The organism is Klebsiella sp. BDA134-6, assembly GCF_015601345.1.
Classification (GTDB): domain Bacteria; phylum Pseudomonadota; class Gammaproteobacteria; order Enterobacterales; family Enterobacteriaceae; genus Klebsiella; species Klebsiella grimontii.
In genome coordinates this window covers 3,202,171-3,227,819 of sequence record NZ_CP064784.1, presented here as the reverse complement: position 1 = coordinate 3,227,819, position 25,649 = coordinate 3,202,171, and the positions used below count along the sequence as shown (strand labels likewise).

The window sequence follows — 25,649 nt, the reverse complement described above, 5'->3', positions numbered from 1 at the left end:
TCCGCAGAAAAGGGCCGCGGAAGCAACAGAAATCGTGTATCCGAACGTACAACCGGCGGGGAGCGATAAAATGATCCCCACTTCAGCTTTTTCTCAAGTCCCTAATGACTAAACAGCGCCAATATTGCGGGAAAAAAGAGATTTCTTTGCAGGATAAGCGGACTTCTTTACCTGTTTATCAATTACTTTCAAAGCGAAACATTTTCTCACCGTAAACGTTGCTATTGCTACCACCTTGTTGAGCAAACAGAGATGTTATCCCGGCGATGATATCTGCAATATCAAACACCCGATATACGGGAGGATTTATGTCTAAACAAGGTATTCGTGCATTAGTTTACGTTTCGCTGGTATCAGCAATGATCTGGGGCGCCACGGGCTATCTGCTGGTGACGGCGGTTCACGTACTGTAATCCGGGGCCGCGCCCTGGCGGATAACGTCTGCGGGGAGCGGGCCGGGAATATGCTGGTTTAAAAAACGCTGAAATAGGGCGATCGGCTGCGGGCTGAGCGTATTTTTCGGCCAGACAAAATAGTAGCCTTCGCCGGTGGTTATCGCGGTAGAGAAAGGCAAGGCCAGCAGTCCCGCGCGGATCGCGGGTAGATTAAGCAATAGATCGCCAATGCTCACGCCGTGGCCGCTCATCGCCGCCATCGTGCCTTGCTCAAGGGTATCAAAGACGATGCCCTGAGCAATATTTGGCGCGGGCCGCTCATCATGCTGCAGCCAGCGCCGCCAGTCCCGACGATCGGTTGAGGGATGAATCAGCGTACAGGCCGCCAAATTTTGTCTGGCCTGCGCTACCATACCCGGCGCGCAAAGCGGGATTAGCCATTCGGCAAACAGCAGGCTGCGGTTATTCTCTTCACCAAAATTTCCGTCCCCTAACAGTATCGCGCAGTCGAACGGCTCTTGGGTAAAATCGACGCTGTCGCGGTCCATCCACAGGCTGCTCATTTCTACTTCCGGGCGCTGGTGCTGCTGGCGAAACAGTTGCAGGACGTCCAGTAGCCAGCGCATCGTGAGCGTTGACGGCGCCTTAAGACGAAGTTTGCCGGCCTGACGGCGCAGTGCCCGGCAGGCCCGTTCAATCGACAAAAAACTCTCCTCCAGCGCTTTCGCCAGCTGAGTTCCGGAGTCGGTCAGGGTGACTTTTGGCCCATGGCGAAGGAAAAGGCGGCATTCAAACCATGACTCCAGGGTGCTGACGTGACGACTGACGGCACCTGGCGTCACGTTCAGGGCGGCGGCGGCCTTGCTAAATGATCCAAGGCGAGCGGCGGTTTCAAAAGCGCGCAGGGCGTAGAGCGGCGGCATGGTCATCGTTGATGAAGTTCTATATTGAGTAAAACTCACATTCAAGCTCACTATTAGTCGTTTTTCAACTTTGAAATCAAAGAAGAATATAGGCTTTTCATTTTGAATAGTGAGCTTAGCTGATGAATCTTTCCTTGCTGATGGCCTACTCCCTGGCGGTTCTGGCGCTGGTTGCTACGCCGGGACCGGTGGTGTTGTTAGTAACAGGCGCGGCGGCGCGTGAAGGCTATGCCAGCGCGGTGCGGACGATGATTGGCGGCAATCTGGCGTCGCTGCTGCTGCTCGCCGCTGCTGCCGCGATGCTGACCGGTGCGCTAGCGGTCGAACCCCGGGCGCTAACGCTGCTGGCGATGATCGGGTCGCTGTATATTATTTGGCTGGCGCTGGCAATGCTGCGTGAAGATGCCGTTACGCAGCAGGTAGCCAAAAAGCGTAGCGGGGTGATGGCTGGATTCGCGACCGCATTAAGCAATCCCAAAGATATTCTCTTTTTTGCCGCTTTTTTTCCGCAGTTTATTCATATCACCGACAGTTTCGGCTGCAGTCTGGGGGTATTGACGGCGGTGTGGGTGCTGATCGACCTGAGCGTGCTTTCGCTTTACATTCTGGCGGTTCGTCGTTGGTTAACGGCGCGTTGCGCCAAACGTTTGACGACGGTCTCGGCGCTTTTTCTGCTGCTTCTGGCGAGCTATGGGTTGGGATATAACGTGTGGCAGCTACATCTTTAGTAAAGGAAAAAACGGCTGGCGACCAGCGCGCAGATAATCAGCAGGATCAGGATGAGCTCAAAACGATAGCGCCGCAGCATGGTGCTCTCCAGAAAAAAACGGCGCTGAAGACAGCGCCGATATCGTATCACACAACTTAACCCGGGAGATTAAGCAGCCGGTTGTGCAGCTGGTTTAGCGGTATGATGTTTAGTGGTTTTGTGGTGTTTTTTAGCTGCCTGCGCTTTCTGAGCTACTGGTTTAGCAGCGGCTTTTTTGTGTTTCTTAGCGGCCTGGGCTTTCTGAGCTGCGGCCGGTTTAGCTTCCGCTTTTTTGTGCTTTTTAGCGGCCTGGGCTTTCTGAGTCACAGCCGGTTTAGCTGCGGCTTTTTTGTGCTTTTTAGCCGCCTGCGCTTTCTGCTCAGCAGCCGGTTTGGCAGCGGCGGTATGGTGTTTCTTATGGTGGGTCGCTTTAGCGGTGGTGCTGTGAGTTGCAGCAGCCGGCGCCGGAGTTGTGGTGGTGGCAGCATCGGCAGCGAAAGCAACAGAAGACAGACCCATAGCAGCGGCAACGACCAGAGCTAATACTTTTTTCATTCTGATATCCTCGAAAAGGTTTCTTGTTTCAACCCCACTGCGGGGCCGTTGAAAGAACTATATGCTTGTCTTATCGAGGTTTCCGTGAGTGTTTGGTATCGGCGTGTAACCGAATGTACAACGCGCTGCGACAGAGATGGAACACGGCGTCGGGAGCGGCCCGACGCCGGTGATTTACAGATAACGCGAGGTAAGGTGCTGGCGGAAATAGGCGCTATTAAGGTCTTCTCCGGTAGCGTGCTGAATCAGCTGCGAGGTGGTAAAACGGCTACCGTGCTGCCAGATATTTTGCCGCAGCCAGTCAAACAGCGCGCTGAAGTTACCGTTGGCGATATCGCTTTCCAGCTGCGGTAGCGCCCGTCTGGCGGAAGCCATCAGCTGAGCGGCATACATCGCGCCAAGCGTATAGGAAGGGAAATAGCCAAAACCGCCGTCGGTCCAGTGGATATCCTGCATACAGCCGTCGCGATAGTTGCCGGTGGTGGAAAGTCCCAGCCAGTGCTGCATTTTTTCGTCCCACAGCGCCGGAATATCATCGACCTCGATATCGCCATCTATTAGCGCGCGTTCAATTTCATAGCGCAGAATGACGTGTGCCGGATAGCTCACCTCATCCGCGTCGACGCGAATAAAGCCCGGCTTGACGCGCTGATTCCAGGCGATGAAGTTTTCGCGACTAAAGGCCAGCTGTTCGCCAAAGTACTGACGTACCGTTGGCAGCAGGCGCTGTAGAAAGGCGTCGCTGCGGCCAAGCTGCATTTCGAAAAACAGGCTTTGCGACTCATGGATCGCCGTAGAACGGGCGAGGGCGATGGGCTGATCGAGCCAGTTACGCGGCAGATTTTGTTCGTAGCGCGCGTGGCCGGTTTCGTGAATCACGCCAAACAGCGCGCTGAGCAGGTCGTTTTCGTTGTAGCGCGTGGTGATACGCACATCCTCGGGGACGCCGCCGCAGAACGGGTGGGCGCTGATATCCAGGCGTCCGCCGTCAAAATCAAATCCCAGCACGCGCATCGCCTCCAGCCCCAGCTCGCGCTGGTCGGCAATCGGAAACGGCCCCTGAGGTTCGATTAGGGGCGTCTGTGCCTGCTTCTCGACCGCTTTTTCCAGCAGCGAAGGAAGCCAGGATTTAAGGTCCGCGAACAGCACGTCCAGACGGGCGCTGGTCATATCCGGTTCAAAAATATCCAGCAGGGCGTCATAGCGGGAGCCGCCTTTCGCCGCTGCGCGAATCTGCGCCTCTTCGCGGCTCAGTTTGACGACTTCACGCAGGTTTTCGGCAAAACCCTGCCAGTCGTTCGCCGGACGCTGGCTGCGCCAGGCGTGCTCGCAGCGGCTACCCGCCAGCGATTTGGCTTCCACCAGGCTTTCCGGCAGCAGCGCCGCCTGTTGGTACTGGCGAGTCATTTCGCGCAGGTTGGCCTGTTCCACATCATTTAGCTCTTCCTGAAGCGCGTTCTGTAGCCATTCACCCACTTTCCTGTCGGTGAGGATCTGATGCTGCAAAACGCCGAGCTCGGCGAGCGCCGCGCCGCGGGCCGCGCTGCCGCCGGGCGGCATCATGGCGAACATATCCCAGCCGGCGATGGCCGAGAGATGCGAGAAGCGGGAGAGTCGCTGGAAGGTGCGGGTAAGTTGATGATAATTTTTATTTTCGGTCATGTTTACACTCTGACGGTGGCAAGTGAACAAAAGAGGTTTTCGTTGGCTTCTACACTATCGTGATACGCCGATGGGGTCGAGGGATGCGGGGCCTTCCACCACAAATCTCCCGAGACGATCTGCCCATCGCCGCCCGCATCGGCTCGCCGGCTATTAGCATAATGTAGGGATTGATCGATTGCGTATTTTATGTTTGGCTCGAAATAATCCGGATGTGCGTAAAGTAACAGACGCTTTCTCTAAACCGCGGCTAAACTTAATGCAGGCACAGCCCGCCTATGCGAGGTGGATTATGAATCCGTTTACCTGGCTGTTTATTGCTCTGCTTTCAATCGATGCCGTTAGAGAGGTGTTGGGAATGTCATCGGTACTGGGGATGTGGTGAAGCGTGGCCCGTGACAGGCCACGTTAACCCGCGTTATTTCAGCCGTTTATGCAAACACGCGCCGGTGAGCAGCGCTGCCAGCAGCATCAGCGCGATAAACCCGCCGACGCCGTTCCAGCCGTAGTTATGCCAGAACACCCCGCCTAACGTCCCCGCCATGCTGGAACCCAGATAGTAGCTAAACAAATAGAGCGATGACGCCTGGCCGCGGGCACGACGGGCGCGCGGGCCGATCCAACTGCTGGCTACCGAGTGCGCCGCGAAGAAGCCCGCCGAGAACAGCAGCATGCCGATAAAAATTAGCCACAGGGACGAGAACAGGGTCAGCAGCAGGCCGCCGAGCATCACCGCCGTGGAGAATAGCAGTACCGGGCCGCGACCGTAGCGAACGGTCATCGCCCCGGCTTTCGGCGAACTCCAGGTTCCGGTCAAATAGGCCACCGACAGCAGGCCAACCACCGCCTGGCTGAGCGACCACGGCGAGAGCATCAGACGATAGCCGATATAGTTAAACAGCGTTACGAATGCCCCCATTAATAAGAAACCTTCAAGAAATAGCAGCGGTAGTCCGCGATCGCGCCAGTGCAGGCGGAAGTTGATCAGCAGCGATTTTGGCCGCAGCGACGTTGGACGAAAGTGGCGCGACTCCGGCAGGATGCGCCAGAACATCAGCGCGGCTGCGAGGGCGAAGCCGCTAATGACCGCCAGCGCGATACGCCAGCCGAAGAAATCGGTGAATACCCCGGTCAGCAGACGGCCGCTCATGCCGCCAATCGAGTTTCCGCTGATATACAGCCCCATTGAGAACGCCACGACGCTGGGGTGGATCTCTTCGCTCAGATAGGTCATGCCGACCGCCGCCACGCCGCTCAACGACAGGCCGATCAGGGCGCGCATAATCAGGATCCCATGCCAGCTGGACATCATCGTTGACAGTAGGGAGCAGCAGGAAGCCAGCACCAGTGCAGTCACCATCACCTGTTTGCGGCCAATGGCGTCGGATAACGGGCCGGTAAACAGCAGGCCGACTGCCAGCATAGCCGTGGAAATCGACAGCGAGATACTGCTGCTGGCCGGCGAGACGCCGAATTCGCTGGAGAGCACCGGCAGAATCGGCTGAACACAATAGAGCAGCGCGAAGGTCGCCAGTCCGGCGGAAAAGAGGGCGAGGGTGACGCGAATAAATTGCGGGGTACCGCGTTTGATAAACTGGTTTGGCTGAGGAGCGATAATGTCGCTGACGTCGTTTGCCGGGACGGTGTCAGCGGTAGTTGTACGACTCACGGAAAAATCCTTGGTAATAAACAGAGAGTTGAGCGACCGAGTAAGTCACTTATTCAGAGTAGGAAAATGTAAATATTCTGTCTAATATATTAATAATCTCAAATAAGACATTTTAGATATGAATATTGAACTTCGTCATCTCCGCTATTTTATTGCCGTGGCGGAAGAGCTCCATTTCGGCCATGCGGCGGCGCGGTTAAATATCTCTCAGCCGCCGCTTAGCCAGCAGATTCAAATCCTTGAGCAGCAAATTGGCGCACGTCTGTTTGCCCGGACGAACCGCAGCGTCAGCCTGACGGAGGCCGGGAGGCAGTTTCTCGCCGATAGCCGGCAGATCCTGACCCAAGTGGACGATGCCGCCGCGCGGGCAGCCCGTCTTCATCAGGGCGAAACCGGCGAACTGCGCATTGGTTTTACCTCCTCTGCCCCCTTTATTAAGGCGGTATCGGATACGCTATCGACCTTCCGACGCCGCTATCCCGATGTGCATATTCAAACGCGGGAAACCAACACGCGCGAGCAGATTGTGCCGCTGAACGAGGGGGCGCTGGATCTGGGGCTGATGCGTAATACCCAACTGCCGGAAACCCTGATCTGGGAAAGAGTGCTGCGCGAACCACTGCTGGCGATGGTGCCGCGCGATCATCCGCTGGCGAGCCAGCCGCGCGTCAGCCTGCGGGAACTGGCGCGGGAGCCGTTTGTGTTCTTCGATCCCCATGTCGGTACCGGGCTGTATGACGATATTCTCGGCCTGCTGCGGCGCTACGATCTGACGCCAACGATCGCCCAGGAAGTGGGGGAAGCGATGACGATTATCGGACTGGTTGCCGCCGGGCTTGGCGTGTCGATATTGCCGGCGTCATTCAGACGGGTTCAGCTATCGGAAATGTGCTGGCTGCCCATCGAAGAGCAGGATGCGGTATCGGAAATGTGGCTGGTGTGGTCGAAGCATCATGAACAGGGGCAGGCGGCCCGGCGTTTTCGCGAATCACTGCTTGCCAGCACCACGTGAGTTATTTAAGACAAATCACGGCTAAAAATGTGCGGTAAATCACAAGGCTAAGCAAAAATTTGACGATTACCATTGAAGTGCTTCACCATAGCCATCAGTTTATTTCGAAGCGCGAAAATAAAGGGAGTCAACGGTGGTAGCGGACAGTCAGCCAGGCCATATCGATCAAATTAAGCAGACCAACGCGGGCGCGGTTTATCGCCTCATTGATCAGCTTGGCCCGGTGTCGCGCATCGACCTTTCGCGCTTTGCGCAGCTGGCGCCTGCCAGCATCACCAAGATCGTCCGCGAAATGCTGGAAGCGCATCTGGTCCAGGAGACGGAAATCCAGGAGCCGGGTAGCCGGGGAAGGCCTGCCGTTGGCTTAATGGTGGAAACGGAAGCCTGGCACTACCTCTCTATCCGCATCAGCCGCGGCGAGCTCCACCTCGCGCTGCGGGATTTAAGCAGCGCGCTGGTGGTGGAAGAGCAGCTTGAACTGGCGTTACAGCACGCTCAGCCTTTTGCGACCCGGCTACTCGATCATGTTGACCAGTTCTTTATTCGTCACCAAAAGAAGCTGGAGCGTTTAACCGCCATCGCCGTTACCATGCCGGGGATCATCGACACCGAGCACGGTATCATCCACCGGATGCCTTTTTATGAAGACGTTAAGGATATGCCGCTGGGCGAGATCTTAGCCAACCATACCGGCGTATCGGTCTATATTCAGCACGATATCAGCGCCTGGACCATGGCCGAATCGCTGTTTGGCGCCTCCAGAGGCGCGCGGGATGTGATTCAGGTGGTGATAGACCATAACGTCGGCGCGGGGGTGATCACCGACGGCCGTCTATTGCACGCGGGCAGCAGCAGCCTGGTCGAGATCGGCCACACCCAGGTCGACCCGTATGGGAAACGCTGCTATTGCGGCAACCATGGCTGTCTGGAAACGATCGCCAGCGTGGAAAGCGTGCTGGAGCTGGCGCAGATCCGTATGGCGAAGTCGATGAGTTCGATGCTGCACCAGCAGCCGCTGAGCGTTGAATGGCTATGTCAGGCCGCTCTGCAGGGGGATTTGCTGGCGCGGGACATTATCAGCGGCGTCGGGAACCATGTCGGGCGGATTCTGGCGATTATGGTTAACCTCTTTAACCCGCAGAAAATTCTTATCGGCTCCCCCTTCAACCTGGCTGCGGATATTCTGTTTCCGGCAATATCTGATTGTATTCGACAACAATCGTTACCTGCCTATAGCCGACATATTGCCGTGGAAAGCACTCAGTTTTCTAACCGGGGAACGATGGCTGGCGCGGCCCTGGTTAAGGATGCCCTCTATAACGGATCGTTGCTGATACGACTGTTACAGGGTTAACATTTTTTCATATTCACACCAAAAATTGCGCTATCTCAAGCTGGCTTCCGGCGGCATCGCGTAGACTTTTTCCACAGTTGATTATTTCTCTCCCGTATATTTCATCAACATAACTGTGGGGTTAGTGATGTTTAAGCGTTTCTTCATAACAGGTACTGACACTGCCGTCGGCAAGACGGTGGTTTCCCGTGCGCTGTTGCAGGCACTGGCTGCCTGCGGCAAAAGCGTCGCCGGATACAAGCCTGTGGCGAAGGGCAGTAAAGAGACGCCGGACGGACTGCGGAACAAAGATGCGCTGGTCTTACAGAGCGTGTCATCGCTGGTGTTACCGTATGAAGCTGTCAATCCCATCGCGTTAAGCGAAGATGAAAGCAGCGTGGCGCACAGTTGCCCGATCAACTACGGCCTACTGTCGGATGGCCTCCAGCGCCTCAGCGGCCAGGTTGAGCATGTGGTAGTTGAAGGTACCGGCGGCTGGCGCAGCCTGATGAACGACCTGCGCCCGCTCTCGGAATGGGTAGTGCAGGAACAGCTGCCGGTGCTCATGGTGGTGGGGATTCAGGAGGGCTGTATCAATCACGCTCTGCTGACCGCGCAGGCGATAGCAAACGACGGCCTGCCGCTTATAGGCTGGGTGGCCAACCGCATTAATCCGGGCCTGGCGCATTATGCTGAAATCATCGACGTACTGAGCAAAAAGCTGCCGGCGCCGCTAATCGGTGAACTGCCTTACTTGCCGCGCGCGGAACAGCGCGAATTAAGCCAGTATATCGACTTATCGATGCTCGGGGAGATGATGGCGGTAGATAGAATCTCGGCGTAGCGTCCGCGATAGCACCGATGCCAGCACGCTGGCAATCAGTAAACCGGGCAGTAAAACGTACTGTCCGGTCATTTCACAAATCATCAGCGTTGACATAATCGGCGCATGGGTGGTGGCCGCCAGAAACGCCGCCATCCCGGTTAAGCCAATCATTATCGCGATCGCCTGGCCATCAGGCAGCCACAGCCCGGTCAGGTTGGCGAACAGCATACCGATCCCCAGCCCAACAAATAGCGTTGGCGTAAATACGCCGCCCGGCGCCCCGGAGCCGCTGCTGGCGAGTACCGCAAGCAGCTTGCAGACAAACACCGTAAGTATTGCGCTCAACAGCGGCGGCGACAGGAGATAGCGCTGCACAACGCTATAGCCATTCCCCCAGACGGCCGGCGCGATCAGCGACAGCAGACCGACAACGAGGCCACCGAGCGCCAGCTGCAAGGGGGGCGACAGGCGCAGCCGGACAAAGCAGCCATGGCTATAGCCCATCAGCCAGATAAACAGCGGCCCGCAAAGCCCGGCCAGCAGAGCCGTCGCCAGCATCAGTGCATAGTGCGTCGCACGAAGGGTTTCGTGAAATTCAACGTGATACAGCGGAGCCGAACCGCCGTTCAGCAGATTGGTCAGCAGCAGGGCGACCACCGCGGCAATCACGACCGGGCCAAGCGAAGCCAGCATCAGGGTACCGAATAAAATCTCGGCGATAAACAGGCTGCCGGCCAGCGGAGCATGGTAGGCGCTGGCCATCCCGGCGGCGGCGCCGCAGGCTACCCACAGCTTCCACTCGTCTTTGGGCGTAAAGATGCGGGCGAACAGAGAAGCGGCCAGCGCGGCCAGCAGGATCATCGCCCCCTCGCGGCCAATGGCGCTGCCGGTGGTCACCACCAGCAGGGAAGCCAGCGATTTTACCAGGCTGGCGGGCGTATCAAACACGCCGTCGCCGGTCTCGAGGGCTTCCATATAGTCGGTTGGCGCATGGGGTCGTGCACTGGTGCGCCGCTGCCAGAGCCAGAGCAGGGTGCCAGCCGCAAAACCGCCTAGCGCGGGCGTCAATAACCGACGCCAGCCGGGCATCGACTCAGCGGCGTTGACCAGGCTTCCACTGTCATTGCTCAGAAACAGGCTTTCCAGACCGGCCATCGCGTGGCGAAACAGGGCAACCGCGAGCGCGGCGAAGACGCCGACCAGCATGGCAATCAGCAGGCGGCGAAACATAACCTGAATATCAGGATAAGCGTGAAGACGATGCATCAGCAAATACGATTAGCGCGGGACATGGCTTATTTTTACCGGGAATAAGCATAGACGCAAAAGCGATAAGTGCGAAAGGGAGAGAAAGTGACGTTGTCACCTGCGCTATGCCCGCCGGACGGGCATAGCGCAGGGGTTAACGGTAGAGCGGTTTATCGGCGACCGCGCAGGGCAGCTGCGCCTGCCAGTACGTCAGCGTCTCTTGCGCCAGCTGGCCCAGAGCCTGATAAAAAGGGTTTTCCGCCCCAGAGATAAACACGCTCAGAAAGCGCCCCGACCACGGGAGAAGATGCCAGGCCAGCAGCTGGTTAAATGCCTCATCCTGACCGGATTCACAAAGCCAGGCCGCCAGCAGCAGCAGCGTACCGAAGTGGTCTTCCGGCTCGGCGCGTCGCTCAGACAGACTGATACCGGTGGCCCGCATCCACTCGCGCAGCGCCAGCGTCGAGTCGCCGAACAGCACGCTTTCTTTGTCCAGCCAGACGGAGCCCCACGGCGGCGCGGGCAGCGCCCACGGGCCGATGAACAGCCTCTGCCAGGCTTCCGCCAGCGGTTCATCGTCTTCGATAGCGAACTGCGCCGCCAGGCCGTCCGCGACCGGCCAGGGCCACTGGCTCTGCCAACTGCCGTCGCGCAGGGCTGCGATCAGAGGAGCCACCTGCTCGCTATTCGGAGCAAAAGAAAACAGCGCGCCCAGCGTACGGGCGCTGAGTGCGACGGCGTCGCGGTCTTGCGCTTGCAGCATACCTTTTCCTTACAGCAGAGGGTGCCGCGGCACCCGTTGATTAACCGGCAATCGCCGTACCGACGGTCATATGTAGGCCATAAAACAGGCCGCGACCGATAAACTCGCCGAGTAATACCAGGATCAGTCCGAGCAGCAGGCTGGCGATGCGCGGGTTTTTCTTTCTTGCCAGCGGGCAGATCCAGCAGCCAAGGCCCAACGTCAAAAATGCTAAACGCAGGATTTGTAGCCAGCCATAGTTTGGCAGTAGGGCGCTGGCCTGCTGCACGGAGCTGCGGATCTCCGCCAGTTCGCTGTTCTGCAAAATGACCACCGCCAGGCTTGCCAGCAGCGCAAGGACGCTCATCGACGCGAAGACGGTGCCGTTAAAAGGCACGTTGGCTACCCGCAGCAGCAGGGCGGCGAAAAGCGGCCCGCACAGCACCATCGTCAGAAAGAAGGCGGCGGTGGTGTAGGCATTATACCAGGTCGGCACGGTATCAATTTGATAGACCAGGCTCATCTCAAGGACGAACAGGCAACCGAGCAGCATAGTGAGCAGGAGCCAGGCTTTGGCCAGCATTCTCGGCATTTTGCCGAGAATCGTCAGCAGCCACCAGAAACCCCCAACGGCGAAAAACAGCGCGCCGCTGGCAATTTCATTGCTTAATGCCGATGCTCCTAGCCGGTTAAGCGAGTTAAACGCCCGCAGCGGTGAGCCAAGGTGGATGATTGACGCCAGAAAGCCAATCCCCATCACCAGCCAGATAAAAAACATGCCGCGCACCAGGCGCTCCCGGGCTTCGGAATTGTTATTCAGCGAAAGCCAGCCTAGCCCGCTGACGATAATCGCCCCTGCAACGCTTTGCCCCAGCACCGTAAACAGCACCAGCGGCCATTCATGCCATCCATTTCCCACGTTACACCTCCTTCGGGTTGGCCAGATAGCCGGTGGTATCACCCGTCGGACGGCTGTTGGCGTTAGGTTTAATCACAATGCTCGGCTTCGTGAAGTGCGCGGACGGCAGCGGCGCGACGGCGGCAAGCTGACCGTGCTTTTCGCGCAGCTCTTCGATGGGGCCAAAGTCGAGCGCCCGCAGCGGGCAGGATTCGACGCAAATCGGTTTTTTACCGTTAGCAACCCGGTCGTAGCAGCCGTCGCATTTGGTCATGTGGCCCTTTGCCGCGTTGTACTGCGGCGCGCCGTACGGACAGGCCATATGGCAGTAGCGACAGCCGATGCATACCTCTTCGTTCACCACCACAAAGCCGTCATCGCGCTTGTGCATGGCGCCGCTGGGGCACACTTTAGTACAGGCCGGATCTTCGCAGTGGTTACAGGCGATGGAAAGGTAATAGGCAAAAACGTTTTGATTCCACACGCCGTTATCTTCCTGCCAGCCGCCGCCCGCGTATTCGTAAATGCGGCGAAAGCTGACGTCAGGCGTTAAGTTTTTATAATCCTTACAGGCCAGCTCGCAGGTCTTACAGCCTGTGCAGCGGGCGGAATCGATAAAAAATCCATACTGAGCGCTCATGGTTTACTCCTTAAACCTTCTCGATTTCGACCAGATTGGTGTGCTGGGGATTGCCTTTCGCCAGCGGCGAAGGACGATGCGTCGTCAGGGTATTAATACAGGAGCCGCGATCGACGCGATCGCCGTCCATATTGGCGTCATGCCAGGCGCCCTGGCCCATCGCCGATACGCCGGGCATGATGCGCGGGGTCACCTTAGCCGGAATGCGCAGTTCGCCGCGGGCGTTGAATACGCGCACCATATCGCCATTTTTAATCCCGCGCTTCTCGGCATCCAGCGGGTTAAGCCATACCTCCTGGCGGCAGGCGGCCTGTAACACATCAATGTTGCCGTAGCTGGAGTGGGTGCGCGCCTTATAGTGGAAGCCGAACATTTGCAGCGGGAATTTCTCACGCAGTGGATCGTCCCACCCTTCGAAAGTAGACGCGTATACCGGTAATGGACTGATGGTTTCGTCCTTTTCCAACTGCCATTTGCCGGCGATATCCGCCAGACGGCTGGAGTAGATCTCGATTTTACCCGACGGGGTTTTTAGCGGATTGGCGACCGGGTCTTTGCGGAAGTCGCGGTAGGCCACAAAGTGACCGTTGGGGTCTTTACGCTTATAAATCCCCATCTTTTTCAGTTCATCGTAGCTCGGGAGCGCCGGGTCTTTCGCCAGCATTTTCGCGTACAAATGCTGCAGCCACTGCTCCTGGGTGCGGCCTTCGGTAAACTTCTGGTGGATATCCTCGCCAAGGCGCTTTGCGACTTCGCTGAGGATCCAGTAGATCGGTTTGCGCTCAAATTTAGCGGAGGTGACCGGCTGAATAAAGATGAGATAGCCCATATTGCCGGCGTAGTCATTGGGAATAATATCTTCCTGCTCGACGGTCATCAGGTCCGGCAGCAGAATATCGGCGTATTTGGCCGATGAGGTCATAAAGTTGTCGATAACCACGATCGTCTCGCACTTGCTTTCGTCCTGCAGGATATCGTGGGTTTTATTGATATCGGAGTGCTGGTTGATGATGGTGTTGCCGGCGTAGTTCCAGATGAATTTAATCGGCACATCCAGCTTCTCTTTGCCACGCACGCCGTCGCGGGTCGCGGTCATTTCCGCACCGCGATCGATGGCGTCGGTCCAGCTGAAGCAGGAGATCTGCGTTTTCACCGGATTTTCCGGCAGCGGCATGCGTTCGATAGTGATGGTGTAAGTTGATTCGCGCGCGCCGCTGTTGCCGCCGTTAATCCCCACGTTACCGGTCAAAATAGGCAGCATGGCGATTGCCCGGGAGGTCAGTTCGCCGTTAGCCTGGCGCTGCGGTCCCCACCCCTGGCAGATGTAGGCCGGTTTTGCGGCGCCAATCTCACGCGCAAGCTTAATGATGCGATCCGCCGGAATGCCGGTGACGCGCGACGCCCACTGGGGCGTTTTGGCGGTGGCATCGTCGCCCTGGCCGAGAATATACGCTTTGTAATGTCCGTTGGCCGGGGCTCCTTCCGGCAGCGTTTTTTCGTCGTAGCCGACGCAGTAGGTATCAAGGAACGGCTGGTCAACCAGGTTTTCGTCGATTAAAACCCAGGCGATACCGGCCACCAGCGCCGCATCCGTACCCGGACGAATCGGGATCCATTCGTCCTCCCGCCCGGCGGCGGTGTCGGTATAGCGCGGGTCGATAATGATCATCCGCGCGTTAGAGCGCTCGCGCGCCTGTTCGAGATAGTAGGTGATCCCGCCGCCGCTCATGCGCGTTTCCGCTGGGTTATTGCCGAACATCACCACCAGTTTGCTGTTTTCAATATCGGAGGTGCTGTTGCCGTCGTTGCTGCCGTAGGTATAGGGCATCGCGCAGGAAATCTGCGCCGTACTGTAGGTACCGTAGTGGCTTAAAAAACCGCCATAGCAGTTCATCAGACGCGCCACCAGCGAGGCGTAAGGGGAGGAGCGGGTAATATTGCCGCCGACAATCCCGGAAGAGTAGTTAATGTAGACCGCTTCGTTGCCGTATTTTGCCACCACGCTTTTCAGGCTGGCGGCGATGGCGTCCAGCGCCTCGTCCCAACTGATACGTTCGAACTTGCCTTCCCCGCGTTTGCCGACGCGTTTCATCGGGTAGTTAAGGCGATCAGGATGGTTAATACGACGACGAATAGAACGTCCGCGCAGGCAGGCGCGCACCTGGTGATCGCCATAGTTGTCTGTGCCGGTGTTGTCGGTTTCGACCCAGACCACTTCGTCATCGCGAACGTGTGAACGCAGAGCGCAGCGGCTGCCGCAGTTGACCGAACAGGCGCCCCAGACGATCCGTTCCTCGCCGTGCGTCGCTTCTTGTACGGCGGCGGCGGCGCGGCGAAGGCTGAAAGGCAGGGATAAACCGCCGGCCGCGAGAGCCAGCGAGCCGAGGGCTGATGATTTAATTAGGGTTCGACGGCTAAGGCCGCCGGTATGTTCCTGGTTAGACATTGCTCACTCCATGATTTTGTTATAATGGCGTAATGCCAACGCCTTCGTAAGGTCGGCGTGGAGAGTGAGGGATCATACTTAAAATGGAGTAGAGAGATCTTATCCCTGGTCAACCGAGGGATAAGACTTCTCCAGTCATGCGGCGAGGTTATTGTGCGCCGCTGTCGCGGGTGTAGATGATTTTAAAGGTGTCGTTGGCGCAGTGGCCGACAACCTGCGCGCCGGGCTGATCGGGCTGGTCGTTGGGGACAATGGTCAGGCTGAAGCCCGATTCCGGGACGCCGTTGTTGATGATTTTCTGCTGAATATCGCTTTTTACCCGCTCGCAGGAATCCGGCGCCGCGAAAGCAGCAGTCGAACCCAGCAGTAGAGCCGCACATAGCCAGGGTGATAGTTTCATCATAAACTCCTTATTAACGTTATCCAAAGTTAAGCATAGCAGAAGTGGTGTAAACAATTGTATTTGCTAATATGATTGCACTATGCACAAAAGGAATCGCGCGTGAAAAAACGGTTTTTGCTGCTGTTGGCGGTTGGGGCGCTTGGCGCCTGCGATGAAAAGGGCGCGCCGCAGGCCTTCACCCCGGAAATGGCCAGCTTTTCTAACGAATTTGAGTTCGATCCGCTGCGCGGGCCGGTAAAAGCGTTTAGCCAGACGCTGTATGACGAACATGACCAGGTGGTGAAGTGGGTCAAAGGGAGTTTGTCCAGTGAAGGGTGCTTCGACCTGCTGGCGTTTGAGGATCTGGAGAACAAAACCGGCGCGGCGCTGGTGCTGGACGCGAACTATTACCTGGATGCGCAAAGCCACGAAAAGCGCCTGCGTGTGCAGGGCAAATGCCAGCTGGCGGAAATGCCCTCGGCGGGCGTGTCGTGGGAAACCGATGAGCACGGGTTCGTCGTCACCGCTCGCGGCAAAGAGAGCATCGCGACGTACCGCTACGACAAAGAAGGTTACCCGCTGGGCAAAACGACGACGGCCAAAGGTGAACGCTTTACGGTGGCCTCAACGCCATCATCCGATCCGCGCAAAAAATTGGACTATACCGCAGTGAGCACCTTCAATGACCGTACGCTGGGCAACGTCAGCCAGACCTGCGATTACGACAGTCACGATAACCCGGTAAGCTGCGAGCTTAAGGTTGTCGACGACAGCGTGCAGCCTTCGCTAACCCGCCACTACACCATCAAAAGCACCATTGACTATTACTGAGCAGTCGGTTTCAGCAGCGTCTGGCCCTGCGGTTTATGCTCGGCCAGATACTGGTGCTGGAACAGGCACATGCGGATGGTATTGCGGTATTCGCCGTTAATAAAGAATTCATGAATCAGCTCGCCTTCCACCATAAATCCGAGCTTGCGGTAGATGTGGATCGCCTTTTCATTTTCTTTATCGACGATAAGGTACAGCTTATAAAGGTTGAGCACCATAAAACCGTATTCCATCGCGAGCTTCGCGGCGCGGGTGGCCAGGCCTTTACCCTGATAATCAGGCGAGATAATAATCTGAAACTCAGCGCGGCGGTGCACATGGTTGATTTCAACCAGTTCCACCAGTCCGGCCTTTTCGCCAGCGCATTCAATGACAAAGCGGCGTTCGCTCTGATCGTGAATGTGTTTGTCGTACAGGTCGGACAGTTCGACAAAGGCTTCATAGGGTTCTTCAAACCAGTAGCGCATAACGCTGGCATTGTTGTCGAGCTGGTGGACAAAGCGCAGGTCTTCGCGCTCAAGCGGACGGAGTTTGACGTGAGATGCGTCAGTCATGGAAATACCTGTGAGTGATTGTGGAGCTTTGTAGATTGTGGCGCCCGCAGGCGCCATACATTACGGAGTAATGGTGCGGCCGGTGCGACGATCAAGGCAGCGCAGGGTGTTAGGTTCCCAGTAGGCGTTGACGTTCGCGCTCTTCTGGCAGTTATCCTGGGCGTCAAAAGCCACGTCGGCTTTATCCCACTCTTTTTCGGCGCGGGTATTGACCTTCTGGCGTAAAGAGCGGGTGTCGTTCCACTGCTCTTTTTCCATAGCGGCCTGCTGGCGGCTCTGGGCGCTGTCGCCGGACTCAATCACCAGCTTGTCGGTTTTGGCGAATGACGAGGCGGTAAAGACCATCGCGCTTAGCGCCAGCAGAGCGGTCAGGCACCAGCGTTTATTCAGTGTTGTGTTCATCACGATTTCCTTTAAGTGATTCCCTCGGATTAAGTTTACTACATCTCCTTTCGACGGCATACCCGACAAAACGGAGTAAACGACGGCCATTATTGCGTAGAATGCGTTAACGCTTGCTCAACCCACGATGCTTTACATGTTAAAAACCACGCTGCTTTTCTTTGCTACCGCCCTGTGCGAAATCATTGGCTGCTATTTACCCTGGCTTTGGTTAAAACGCGGGGCGACGCCCTGGCTGCTGATGCCGACGGCCCTGGCGCTGGCGCTTTTTGTCTGGCTTCTGACGCTGCACCCCGAGGCAAGCGGACGGGTTTATGCCGCTTACGGTGGGGTATATGTCTGTACCGCGCTGCTGTGGCTGCGCTTTGTTGATGGCGTCAAACTCAGCCACTATGATTGGGCCGGCGCGCTGGTTGCGCTATGCGGCATGCTGATTATCGTAGCCGGCTGGGGACGCGCATAGACCTTTTTTACTTCATGGCGTCGGGATAGGCGGCGCCAGCACCCCCTTTGCTGCAGGGCATTCGCATTCACGTTCGCGGTTTATTCCTCCTCTCTGTCCGGTGAGATAGTGTGATCCGTCGCGTCTTTTTCGATAGTCATACTTGTATGGTAGTAGGTCTGGTGATTTAATTTCACCCACTAACCGCATAGAAGTAAGGAATGAGAAATGAAGATCGTTGCCGCTGAAGTTTTCGTCACCTGTCCGGGGCGCAACTTCGTCACCCTTAAAGTCACCACCGATGACGGTATTGTCGGTCTGGGTGACGCGACGCTAAATGGTCGCGAGCTGTCCGTCGCATCCTATCTGCGGGATCACCTCTGTCCGCAACTGATTGGTCGCGATGCGCATCGCATTGAGGATATCTGGCAGTTTTTCTACAAGGGCGCTTACTGGCGTCGTGGTCCGGTAACGATGTCGGCGATTTCCGCCATCGATATGGCGCTCTGGGATATCAAGGCGAAAGCCGCAGGCATGCCGCTTTACCAGCTGCTGGGCGGGGCTTCGCGGGAAGGGGTGATGGTTTACTGCCACACTACGGGTCATTCCATCGATGAAGTACTGGACGACTACGCTCGCCATAAAGAGATGGGGTTTAAAGCGATTCGCGTTCAGTGCGGCGTGCCGGGGATGAAAACCACCTACGGGATGGCGAAAGGTAAGGGCCAGGCCTACGAGCCAGCAACCAAAGGCCAATGGCCGGAAGAGCAACTGTGGTCTACCGAGAAGTATCTCGATTTTACGCCACAGCTTTTTGCCGCCGTACGCGAAAAATTCGGCTTTAACGAGCATCTGCTGCACGACATGCATCATCGCCTGACGCCGATTGAGGCGGCGCGTTTTGGCAAGAGTATCGAAGATTACCGCCTGTTCTGGATGGAGGATCCGACCCCGGCGGAGAATCAGGAGTGCTTCCGGTTAATTCGCCAGCATACCGTCACGCCGATTGCCGTCGGAGAAGTCTTCAACAGCATTTGGGACTGTAAACAGCTGATTGAAGAGCAGCTGATTGACTATATCCGCACCACCATTACCCACGCGGGCGGGATTACGGGGATGCGCCGGATCGCCGATTTTGCCTCGCTTTACCAGGTACGCACCGGCTCGCACGGGCCGTCCGATCTGTCTCCGGTCTGCATGGCGGCCGCGCTGCACTTCGACCTCTGGGTACCGAATTTTGGCGTCCAGGAATATATGGGCTATTCCGAACAGATGCTGGAAGTCTTCCCGCACAGCTGGACATTTGATAACGGCTATATGCATCCGGGGGAAAAACCGGGGCTGGGCATTGAGTTCGATGAAAAACTGGCCGCGAAATACCCCTATGAACCGGCCTATTTGCCTGTAGCGCGTCTGGAAGACGGCACGTTGTGGAACTGGTAAGAAGGAAGCCAAAATGAAAAGTATTGTGATTCGTCAGCCCAATGAACTGGTGATTGAAGAGCGGCCGATTCCGCAACCTGCCGCAGGCGAAGTACGGGTAAAAATTAAGCTGGCGGGAATATGCGGTTCCGATAGCCATATTTATCGCGGCCATAATCCGTTTGCCAAATACCCGCGCGTCATTGGCCATGAATTTTTTGGCGTCATCGACGCCATCGGCGAAGGGGTGACCGACAAAGCCGTGGGCCAGCGGGTTAGCGTTGATCCGGTCATTAGCTGCGGTCATTGCTACCCTTGCTCGGTGGGCAAGCCGAACGTCTGTACCTCGCTGGTGGTGCTAGGCGTGCATCGCGACGGCGGCTTTAGCGAGTACGCGGTGGTGCCGGCGAAAAATGCCTGGCGGGTTCCGGACAACGTTTCGGATAGCCACGCGGTGATGATTGAGCCCTTTACCATCGCAGCTAACGTGACCGGCCACGTTTCGCCTACCGACAAGGATATCGCGCTGGTCTACGGCGCCGGACCGATGGGCCTGACGACGATTCAGGTGCTGAAGCGGGTGTATCGCGTTAAGCAGGTTATCGTTGTCGACCGCATTGATGAACGCCTGCAGATGGCGCAGCGTAACGGCGCGGACTGGGTGATTAACAACAGCGATGAGCCTCTGGCGGAAACGTTGAAGGCGAAGGGGATACTGCCGACGCTGATTATCGATGCCGCCTGTCATCCCGCTATTCTCCAGGAGGCGGTCAATCTGGCCTCTCCGGCCGCGAGAATTGTATTGATGGGATTCTCGACGGAGCCTTCCCAGGTTGCGCAGCAGGGGATTACCGGGAAAGAGCTCTCTATTTTCTCCTCGCGTCTTAACGCTAATAAATTCCCGGTCGTCATCAAATGGCTGGAACAAGGTTTAATTAATCCGGAGGAGCTGATTACTCACCAATTTGCGTATCAACAGGTTATCGATGCGCTGGAGCTTTTTGAAAATGACAGGAAACGGTGCTGTAAGGTTTTATTAACTTTCAGCTAATAACAACAGGTGCGGACTCTGTATTCTACAATTAGAGATAATCATTATGACTACCGTAAAAAATGAGAGAACCACTTCCGATCTCATTCGTGCAGCCGTATCTGGTTGGTTAGGCACTGCACTGGAGTTTATGGATTTCCAGCTCTATTCCCTCGGGGCAGCGCTGGTTTTTCATGAGATATTTTTCCCGGAACAATCCGCCGCGATGGCCTTGATTCTGGCAATGGGCACCTACGGCGCGGGATATATTGCGCGAATTGTCGGCGCCTTTATTTTTGGTAAAATGGGCGACAGTATTGGGCGCAAAAAGGTCCTGTTTATTACCATCACCATGATGGGGATCTGTACGACCCTCATTGGCGTACTGCCAACCTATGCTCAGGTCGGTATTTTAGCGCCGGTGTTGCTGGTAACCTTACGTATTATTCAGGGGCTAGGCGCAGGCGCAGAAATATCAGGTGCCGGTACCATGCTGGCGGAATATGCGCCAAAAGGGAAGCGCGGGATCATCTCTTCACTGGTGGCAATGGGCACCAACTGCGGCACCTTAAGCGCCACGGCTATCTGGGCGGTGATGTTCTTCGTGCTGGATCGCGAGCAGCTGGTCGCGTGGGGATGGCGAATCCCGTTCCTGGCCAGCGTAGTGGTGATGATTTTTGCCATCTGGCTGCGTCTTAATCTGAAAGAGAGCCCGGTCTTTGAGCAGGTTAGCGAAGACAGCGGCCTGCAGAAAGAGATGGCAACGCAGGAAGGCTCCTTTAGCGCCATGCTGAAAAGTAAGTCCTTCTGGCTGGCGACGGGTCTGCGCTTCGGACAGGCCGGAAATTCAGGGTTATTGCAAACGTTCCTCGCGGGCTATCTGGTGCAAACCTTACTGTTTGATAAGGCTATCCCTACTGATGCGTTAATGATCAGCTCTATTATTGGCTTTATTACTATTCCATTCCTCGGATGGCTGTCAGATAAGGTGGGGCGTCGCACACCATATATTATTGTCAATATTTCAGCCATTATTCTGGCCTGGCCGATGCTGTCGATTATTGTGGATAAAAGTTACAGCGCGAGCACTATTATGGCGTCATTGATCGTCATTCATAATATCGCGGTGTTAGGGCTGTTTGCGCTGGAAAATATTACCATGGCGGAAATGTTCGGTTCGCGTAACCGCTTTACCCGCATGGCAATTTCAAAAGAAGCGGGTGGCCTCGTGGCAGTAGGATTTGGTCCGGTGCTGGCCGGTATTTTCTGCAATATGACCGGTTCATGGATGCCGATTGTGATTATGCTGGTGTGCTATTCCATTATTGGCTTAATTTCCGCCCTCCTGATGCCTGAAGTCCGCGACCGCGATCTGAGCCTGCTGAATGATGCCGCAGACTGCGCGCCAAAGCCTAAAAGTGTCCGCAGCGGGCAATATATTTAAAACGCATCAAGTCCGCACCTTAAGATGATAGCCGTAAACAGGAAACTGCCGGGCTTTTAGCCCGGCAGTTTTACTTCTCTTGCCAGAGATTATTGCGAGAATCTAGCCCATCCAGCTTCTTGTATGGTAGTTGATGAATATCAAAGATGTCATACCAATTGCGTGAGATGGTTTATATCCATACCCACCGTGGGAATTGAAAAATCATAAATATGAGAGCCATCATGGAAAATATGCTTTTAACAGCTAACGCCACGTTGCCGGCATACGATCGCAACCGCCTTATTCCGCGCATCGTTCATTTGGGCTTTGGCGCATTTCATCGCGCTCACCAGGCGGTATATGCCGATATTCTGGCGACAGAACACGGCAGCGACTGGGGTTATACCGAAGTGAACCTGATCGGCGGCGAGCAGCAGATCGCCGATCTCCAGGAGCAGGATTTACTCTATACCGTCGCTGAAATGTCGGCGGATGCCTGGACCGCCCGCGTTGTTGGCGTGGTCAAGCAGGCGATGCACGCCCAGGTCGATGGTCTGGAGAGCGTGCTGGCAAAAATGTGCGAGCCGCAGGTCGCGATTGTGTCATTGACCATTACTGAAAAAGGCTACTGCCACTCTCCGGCCAGCGGCGAGTTGCAGTTGGATCACCCGCTGATTGTGGCCGATTTACAAAATCCCCAGCAACCAAAATCTGCGCCGGGCGTAGTGGTAGAAGCCCTCGCTAGACGCAAAGCGGCAGGGCTACCTGGCTTCAGCGTGATGTCCTGCGACAATATGCCGGAAAATGGCCACGTCATGCGTAATGTCGTCTGCGCCTACGCTCGCGCCGTTGATGCCGATTTGGCCGAATGGATTACGCGCAACGTCACGTTTCCTTCGACGATGGTTGACCGCATCGTTCCGGCAGTCACTGCCGATACCCTGGAGAAAATTGAACAGCTTACCGGCGTTCGCGATCCGGCCGGCGTCGCCTGCGAACCGTTTCGTCAGTGGGTCATTGAAGACAATTTTGTTGCCGGTCGTCCGCAGTGGGAAAAAGCCGGCGCCGAGCTGGTGTCGGACGTGCTGCCGTTTGAAGAGATGAAGCTGCGCATGCTCAACGGCAGCCACTCTTTTCTGGCTTATTTGGGGTATCTGGCTGGCTATCAGCACATTAATGATTGCATGCAGGATGAAAACTATCGCCGCGCCGCGCATACGCTGATGCTGGCTGAACAGGCGCCGACGCTGAGCGTGAAGGGTGTGGATTTGGCACGCTATGCCGGGCTTCTGATCGAGCGCTATAGCAATTCGGCGCTGAAGCATCGTACCTGGCAGATCGCCATGGACGGCAGTCAGAAACTGCCGCAGCGCATGCTGGATTCGATTCGCTGGCACCTGGCGGATGGCGGCGACTTTCCTCTGTTGGCGATGGGCGTCGCAGGCTGGATGCGCTATGTGAGCGGGGTGGATGACCTGGGGCAGGCGATTGAAATCTCCGATCCTATGCTGCCGATGATTACGCAAACCGTTCAGAACAGCGAAGACGGCGAAGAACGCGTGCGGGCGCTATTGGGCATTGAGGCTATTTTTGGTTTGAGCCTGCCCAAGGAGAGCCGTTTCGTCAACGCGGTGGTTCGCGCTTATTTATCGCTGCAAGCGCACGGCGCAAAAGCTACCGTAGCGGCCTGGGCTAAGGCAAATTAATGTATTTCGCCCGCGTGCCGCCGATCCCGGCGGCACTGCCATCGCGCTTTATCAGTGAACGCTTTTCCCGCCTGAAAATATTGCCGTCTGGAATAAACCTTGATCCAGATCGTTGAATATACATAACTTTATTTAACAACAGTTAAGTATAAATAAGTGGAATTTATTTTAATCAATTAAATATTTATCTGGGTAATTATTCGTTCTCCTGCTGCAGTAAATATGGCATGATGAGTTAACTTACTAAGTTTCCTCAGAAAAAAGGAGAACGGACTATGTACAAAAAAATTTTGCTACCTGTAGACGTTTTTGAAATGGATTTAAGCGATAAGGCGGTCCGCCATGCCGAGTTTTTAGCATCAGCGGATGAAGGGGAAATTACGCTGCTCAACGTTCTGCCGAACAGCAGCAGCTCGATTTTACGCGGTTTTGCCGCCGATATCCGTAAGTTTGAAGCCTATATGCGCGAGGAGTCAGAGAAAAAGATGAAGACCTTATCCCGTCTGTTTTCGATACCCGCCGGGCGGATTCATTCCAGAGTGGTATTTGGCAACGTGCGCGATGAAATCCTGGCCATGAGCAGCAATGAGGAATTTGACGTTATTGTTATTGGTTCCCGCAAACCGGGTATATCAACTCATCTTCTTGGTTCAAACGCGGAGTCGATTTTACGTCACGCAAAAATACCGGTTCTGGTGGTCAGATAGTCCTCTTAATAAATCCAGAGCGGCAGACCGTATATTCTGCCGCGACGCATTTTATTCCTCGCTAAACCAGTCGCTATTTTCCTGACGTACCAGTAGCACTGATTCGCTAATTTCTTGCAGATGTAAGCTCATCGCTTTTTCCACCGCGTCCGGGTCACGGGCGACCAGCGGCTGGAAAATATCGTAATGCTGACGCAGCATCATATCGGGAGGCGTCACATGATCGAGGCTCATATAGCGCACCCGGTCGATGGTGGCTTTAATATTTTCGACGGTATCCCAGGCTAACTGGCAGTCGGCGATTTGCGAAAGCTTCTGGTGAAATTCGTCATCCAGCTGGAAAAAATCAGTTAACTGCTGGCGTTCAACCGCCATACGCTGCTGATTGAGATTTTGCTCAAGCTGGTAAAGCTGTTCATCGTTCACCATCCCGGCGGCGCGCCGCACCACGGCGCATTCGATGGCCTGGCGGACAAAACAGCCGTTGCGCACCTGCGAAAGAGAGATCTTATTCACGTAGCTCCCGCGCTGCGGGCGGATCTGGATCAAACCGTTTTCGGCCAGTTTAATAAAGGCTTCGCGAACCGGTTGACGAGAAACGTCAAAGCGCACGGAGACTTCCTTCTCCGAAAGCGGGGTGCCTGGTGGGATCAGACAGTGAACGATATCCCGACGAAGGATACGATAAATTTGCTGATTGACGGGCTGTGTCGGATTCAGTTGTGCTTCTGCGGCCATGGATAATTACTTTTATATGAGGTATTTGCGCTATTTTACGTTTTTTTTATCTTTCAGCCCAGACCCGGCCTGCTGGCCGGGTCACAGAGCTTAGCCCTGGCGGTGAACGTTCAGCCCGGCAAAGGTTTGGCTGACCGGCATGAGTTCCAGGGTGTTGATGTTGACGTGTTTTGGCAGGGTCGCGACCCACCAGACCGCTTCGGTTACGTCCTCCGGCGTCAGGGCCTGGGTATTTTCGTAAGCTTTCTCGGCTTTAGCGTCATCGCCTTTAAAACGCACGTTGGAGAACTCGGTGCCGCCAACCAGGCCGGGTTCAATATCGGTCACGCGAAGGGCTGTGCCGTGAAGGTCGGTACGAAGATTGAGGCTGAACTGGCGCACAAAAGCTTTGGTCGCACCGTAGACGTTACCGCCGGCGTAAGGCCAGGCGCCGGCGACCGAACCAATATTGATAATATGGCCGCGGTTACGTTCAACCATCCCCGGCAGGACGGCGCGGGTCATATAAACCAGTCCTTTATTATTGGTATCAATCATGTCTTCCCAGTCTTCAAGACTGGCTTTATGCGCGGGCTCAAGACCCAGCGCCAGTCCGGCGTTATTGACCAGAATATCAATCGCCTGCCATTCGGCGGGCAGCCCGGCGATCGTCTCTTCAATGGCTGCGCGATTGCGTACGTCCAGTTGGGCGGTATAAAGGTTGTCGCCCAGCTCATCTTTCAACGTTTTCAGGCGCTCTTCGCGGCGCCCGGTGGCAATCACTTTGTGACCGTTAGCGATAAAACGGCGAGTAATACTTTCCCCAAAACCCGCTGTTGCTCCGGTAACCAGAATAATCATCTTACTGTTCCTCAACGCTTTTTGTGTCTTCATACCATAGCACGCGATCCCGGTGGCGGGTAATGGAAATCA

27 protein-coding genes are annotated in these 25,649 nt (G+C 55.8%); 12 read left to right on the top strand and 15 right to left on the bottom strand.

Going from position 1 to position 25,649, the window contains the following annotated elements; all coding sequences use genetic code 11:
* Positions 1-400: 400 nt before the first annotated feature.
* On the bottom strand, positions 401-1,324 hold the full coding sequence (locus IYV58_RS14885) for a LysR substrate-binding domain-containing protein (protein ID WP_195729701.1): 924 nt from the start codon (positions 1,322-1,324) through the stop codon (positions 401-403).
* A gap of 116 nt (positions 1,325-1,440) precedes the next feature.
* Here IYV58_RS14885 and IYV58_RS14880 point away from each other — a divergent pair, with 116 nt between their 5' ends.
* On the top strand, positions 1,441-2,046 hold the full coding sequence (locus IYV58_RS14880) for a LysE family translocator (RefSeq protein ID WP_004119690.1): 606 nt from the start codon (positions 1,441-1,443) through the stop codon (positions 2,044-2,046).
* Here IYV58_RS14880 and IYV58_RS28490 read toward each other — a convergent pair.
* The 3 genes from IYV58_RS28490 to IYV58_RS14870 form a co-directional block, all read right to left on the bottom strand.
* Entirely contained in the window at positions 2,043-2,177 is a 135-nt protein-coding gene (locus IYV58_RS28490; protein ID WP_255256974.1) for a small membrane protein YdgU, read from the bottom strand. The two genes, IYV58_RS14880 and IYV58_RS28490, sit on opposite strands and share 4 nt — an antisense overlap.
* An 18-nt stretch (positions 2,178-2,195) precedes the next feature.
* Positions 2,196-2,621: an acid resistance repetitive basic protein Asr gene (gene asr, locus IYV58_RS14875; RefSeq protein WP_004135622.1), complete on the bottom strand. Its 426-nt coding sequence runs from the start codon at positions 2,619-2,621 to the stop codon at positions 2,196-2,198.
* 174 nt (positions 2,622-2,795) lie between these two features.
* Positions 2,796-4,283, bottom strand: coding sequence for a carboxypeptidase M32 (locus IYV58_RS14870; protein WP_195729106.1), 1,488 nt, complete (start codon positions 4,281-4,283; stop codon positions 2,796-2,798).
* Between the two features lie 292 nt (positions 4,284-4,575).
* Between IYV58_RS14870 and IYV58_RS28345 the strand changes: the two genes are divergently transcribed.
* On the top strand, positions 4,576-4,668 hold the full coding sequence (locus IYV58_RS28345; protein WP_004119695.1) for a KPN_01571 family protein: 93 nt from the start codon (positions 4,576-4,578) through the stop codon (positions 4,666-4,668).
* A 33-nt stretch (positions 4,669-4,701) separates the two neighbouring features.
* On the opposite strand, the gene IYV58_RS14865 is transcribed toward IYV58_RS28345, so the two are convergent.
* The gene (locus IYV58_RS14865; RefSeq protein WP_049112564.1) at positions 4,702-5,952 is read right to left on the bottom strand and encodes an MFS transporter; all 1,251 of its coding nucleotides are present in this window, start codon (positions 5,950-5,952) and stop codon (positions 4,702-4,704) included.
* Between the two features lie 118 nt (positions 5,953-6,070).
* On the opposite strand from IYV58_RS14865, the gene IYV58_RS14860 reads away from it, so the two are divergent.
* The 3 genes from IYV58_RS14860 to bioD all read left to right on the top strand — a co-directional run bounded on the left by IYV58_RS14860 (position 6,071) and on the right by bioD (position 9,141).
* Positions 6,071-6,964 carry a LysR family transcriptional regulator gene (locus IYV58_RS14860; protein WP_004119698.1) on the top strand — a complete coding sequence of 298 codons (894 nt, stop codon included), beginning with the start codon at positions 6,071-6,073 and terminating at the stop codon, positions 6,962-6,964.
* Between the two features lie 133 nt (positions 6,965-7,097).
* Entirely contained in the window at positions 7,098-8,318 is a 1,221-nt protein-coding gene (mlc, locus tag IYV58_RS14855; RefSeq protein WP_004119699.1) for a sugar metabolism global transcriptional regulator Mlc, read from the top strand.
* Positions 8,319-8,445: 127 nt separating this feature from the next.
* Positions 8,446-9,141, top strand: coding sequence for a dethiobiotin synthase (gene bioD / locus IYV58_RS14850; RefSeq protein ID WP_004119700.1), 696 nt, complete (start codon positions 8,446-8,448; stop codon positions 9,139-9,141).
* Here bioD and clcB read toward each other — a convergent pair.
* The 6 genes from clcB to IYV58_RS14820 all read right to left on the bottom strand — a co-directional run bounded on the left by clcB (position 9,094) and on the right by IYV58_RS14820 (position 15,497).
* The gene (gene clcB, locus IYV58_RS14845) at positions 9,094-10,389 is read right to left on the bottom strand and encodes a voltage-gated ClC-type chloride channel ClcB (RefSeq protein WP_142446587.1); all 1,296 of its coding nucleotides are present in this window, start codon (positions 10,387-10,389) and stop codon (positions 9,094-9,096) included. The genes bioD and clcB overlap by 48 nt on opposite strands.
* 136 nt (positions 10,390-10,525) lie before the next feature.
* Positions 10,526-11,134 carry a Tat proofreading chaperone DmsD gene (dmsD, locus tag IYV58_RS14840; protein ID WP_049112014.1) on the bottom strand — a complete coding sequence of 203 codons (609 nt, stop codon included), beginning with the start codon at positions 11,132-11,134 and terminating at the stop codon, positions 10,526-10,528.
* 40 nt (positions 11,135-11,174) lie between these two features.
* Entirely contained in the window at positions 11,175-12,032 is an 858-nt protein-coding gene (locus IYV58_RS14835; protein WP_004119704.1) for a DmsC/YnfH family molybdoenzyme membrane anchor subunit, read from the bottom strand.
* A 1-nt stretch (position 12,033) separates the two neighbouring features.
* Entirely contained in the window at positions 12,034-12,651 is a 618-nt protein-coding gene (locus IYV58_RS14830; RefSeq protein WP_087828175.1) for a DMSO/selenate family reductase complex B subunit, read from the bottom strand.
* A 10-nt stretch (positions 12,652-12,661) separates the two neighbouring features.
* Positions 12,662-15,097 carry a selenate/tellurate reductase subunit YnfE gene (gene ynfE / locus IYV58_RS14825; protein ID WP_004119707.1) on the bottom strand — a complete coding sequence of 812 codons (2,436 nt, stop codon included), beginning with the start codon at positions 15,095-15,097 and terminating at the stop codon, positions 12,662-12,664.
* A gap of 148 nt (positions 15,098-15,245) precedes the next feature.
* The gene (locus tag IYV58_RS14820; RefSeq protein ID WP_004119709.1) at positions 15,246-15,497 is read right to left on the bottom strand and encodes a DUF1161 domain-containing protein; all 252 of its coding nucleotides are present in this window, start codon (positions 15,495-15,497) and stop codon (positions 15,246-15,248) included.
* Positions 15,498-15,599: 102 nt separating this feature from the next.
* Between IYV58_RS14820 and IYV58_RS14815 the strand changes: the two genes are divergently transcribed.
* Positions 15,600-16,310 (top strand): YnfC family lipoprotein, encoded by a 711-nt coding sequence (locus tag IYV58_RS14815; RefSeq protein WP_142446586.1) that lies wholly within the window; start codon positions 15,600-15,602, stop codon positions 16,308-16,310.
* On the opposite strand, the gene speG is transcribed toward IYV58_RS14815, so the two are convergent.
* Both speG and IYV58_RS14805 read right to left on the bottom strand, forming a co-directional pair.
* Positions 16,304-16,864 (bottom strand): spermidine N1-acetyltransferase, encoded by a 561-nt coding sequence (gene speG, locus IYV58_RS14810; RefSeq protein ID WP_195729105.1) that lies wholly within the window; start codon positions 16,862-16,864, stop codon positions 16,304-16,306. The two genes, IYV58_RS14815 and speG, sit on opposite strands and share 7 nt — an antisense overlap.
* 60 nt (positions 16,865-16,924) lie before the next feature.
* On the bottom strand, positions 16,925-17,266 hold the full coding sequence (locus IYV58_RS14805) for a DUF1283 family protein (protein WP_004135642.1): 342 nt from the start codon (positions 17,264-17,266) through the stop codon (positions 16,925-16,927).
* A 136-nt stretch (positions 17,267-17,402) separates the two neighbouring features.
* Between IYV58_RS14805 and IYV58_RS14800 the strand changes: the two genes are divergently transcribed.
* The 6 genes from IYV58_RS14800 (at position 17,403) to IYV58_RS14775 (ending at position 23,999) form a co-directional block, all read left to right on the top strand.
* Entirely contained in the window at positions 17,403-17,729 is a 327-nt protein-coding gene (locus tag IYV58_RS14800) for a YnfA family protein (protein ID WP_004119715.1), read from the top strand.
* A gap of 207 nt (positions 17,730-17,936) precedes the next feature.
* Positions 17,937-19,151: a starvation-sensing protein RspA gene (gene rspA / locus IYV58_RS14795; protein ID WP_004119717.1), complete on the top strand. Its 1,215-nt coding sequence runs from the start codon at positions 17,937-17,939 to the stop codon at positions 19,149-19,151.
* A gap of 13 nt (positions 19,152-19,164) precedes the next feature.
* Entirely contained in the window at positions 19,165-20,181 is a 1,017-nt protein-coding gene (locus IYV58_RS14790; protein ID WP_004119718.1) for a Zn-dependent oxidoreductase, read from the top strand.
* Between the two features lie 46 nt (positions 20,182-20,227).
* Entirely contained in the window at positions 20,228-21,604 is a 1,377-nt protein-coding gene (locus IYV58_RS14785) for an MFS transporter (protein ID WP_004119720.1), read from the top strand.
* Between the two features lie 224 nt (positions 21,605-21,828).
* Positions 21,829-23,292, top strand: coding sequence for a mannitol dehydrogenase family protein (locus IYV58_RS14780; protein WP_004119725.1), 1,464 nt, complete (start codon positions 21,829-21,831; stop codon positions 23,290-23,292).
* Positions 23,293-23,567: 275 nt separating this feature from the next.
* Complete coding sequence (locus tag IYV58_RS14775) at positions 23,568-23,999, top strand: universal stress protein (protein ID WP_004119728.1); 432 nt, start codon at positions 23,568-23,570, stop codon at positions 23,997-23,999.
* A gap of 51 nt (positions 24,000-24,050) precedes the next feature.
* On the opposite strand, the gene IYV58_RS14770 is transcribed toward IYV58_RS14775, so the two are convergent.
* A complete protein-coding gene (locus IYV58_RS14770; protein WP_004119730.1) occupies positions 24,051-24,737 on the bottom strand; it encodes a GntR family transcriptional regulator in 687 nt (228 codons plus the stop codon).
* A 90-nt stretch (positions 24,738-24,827) separates the two neighbouring features.
* Positions 24,828-25,577, bottom strand: coding sequence for a bifunctional NADP-dependent 3-hydroxy acid dehydrogenase/3-hydroxypropionate dehydrogenase YdfG (ydfG, locus tag IYV58_RS14765; RefSeq protein ID WP_004119732.1), 750 nt, complete (start codon positions 25,575-25,577; stop codon positions 24,828-24,830).
* Positions 25,578-25,649: the final 72 nt, after the last annotated feature.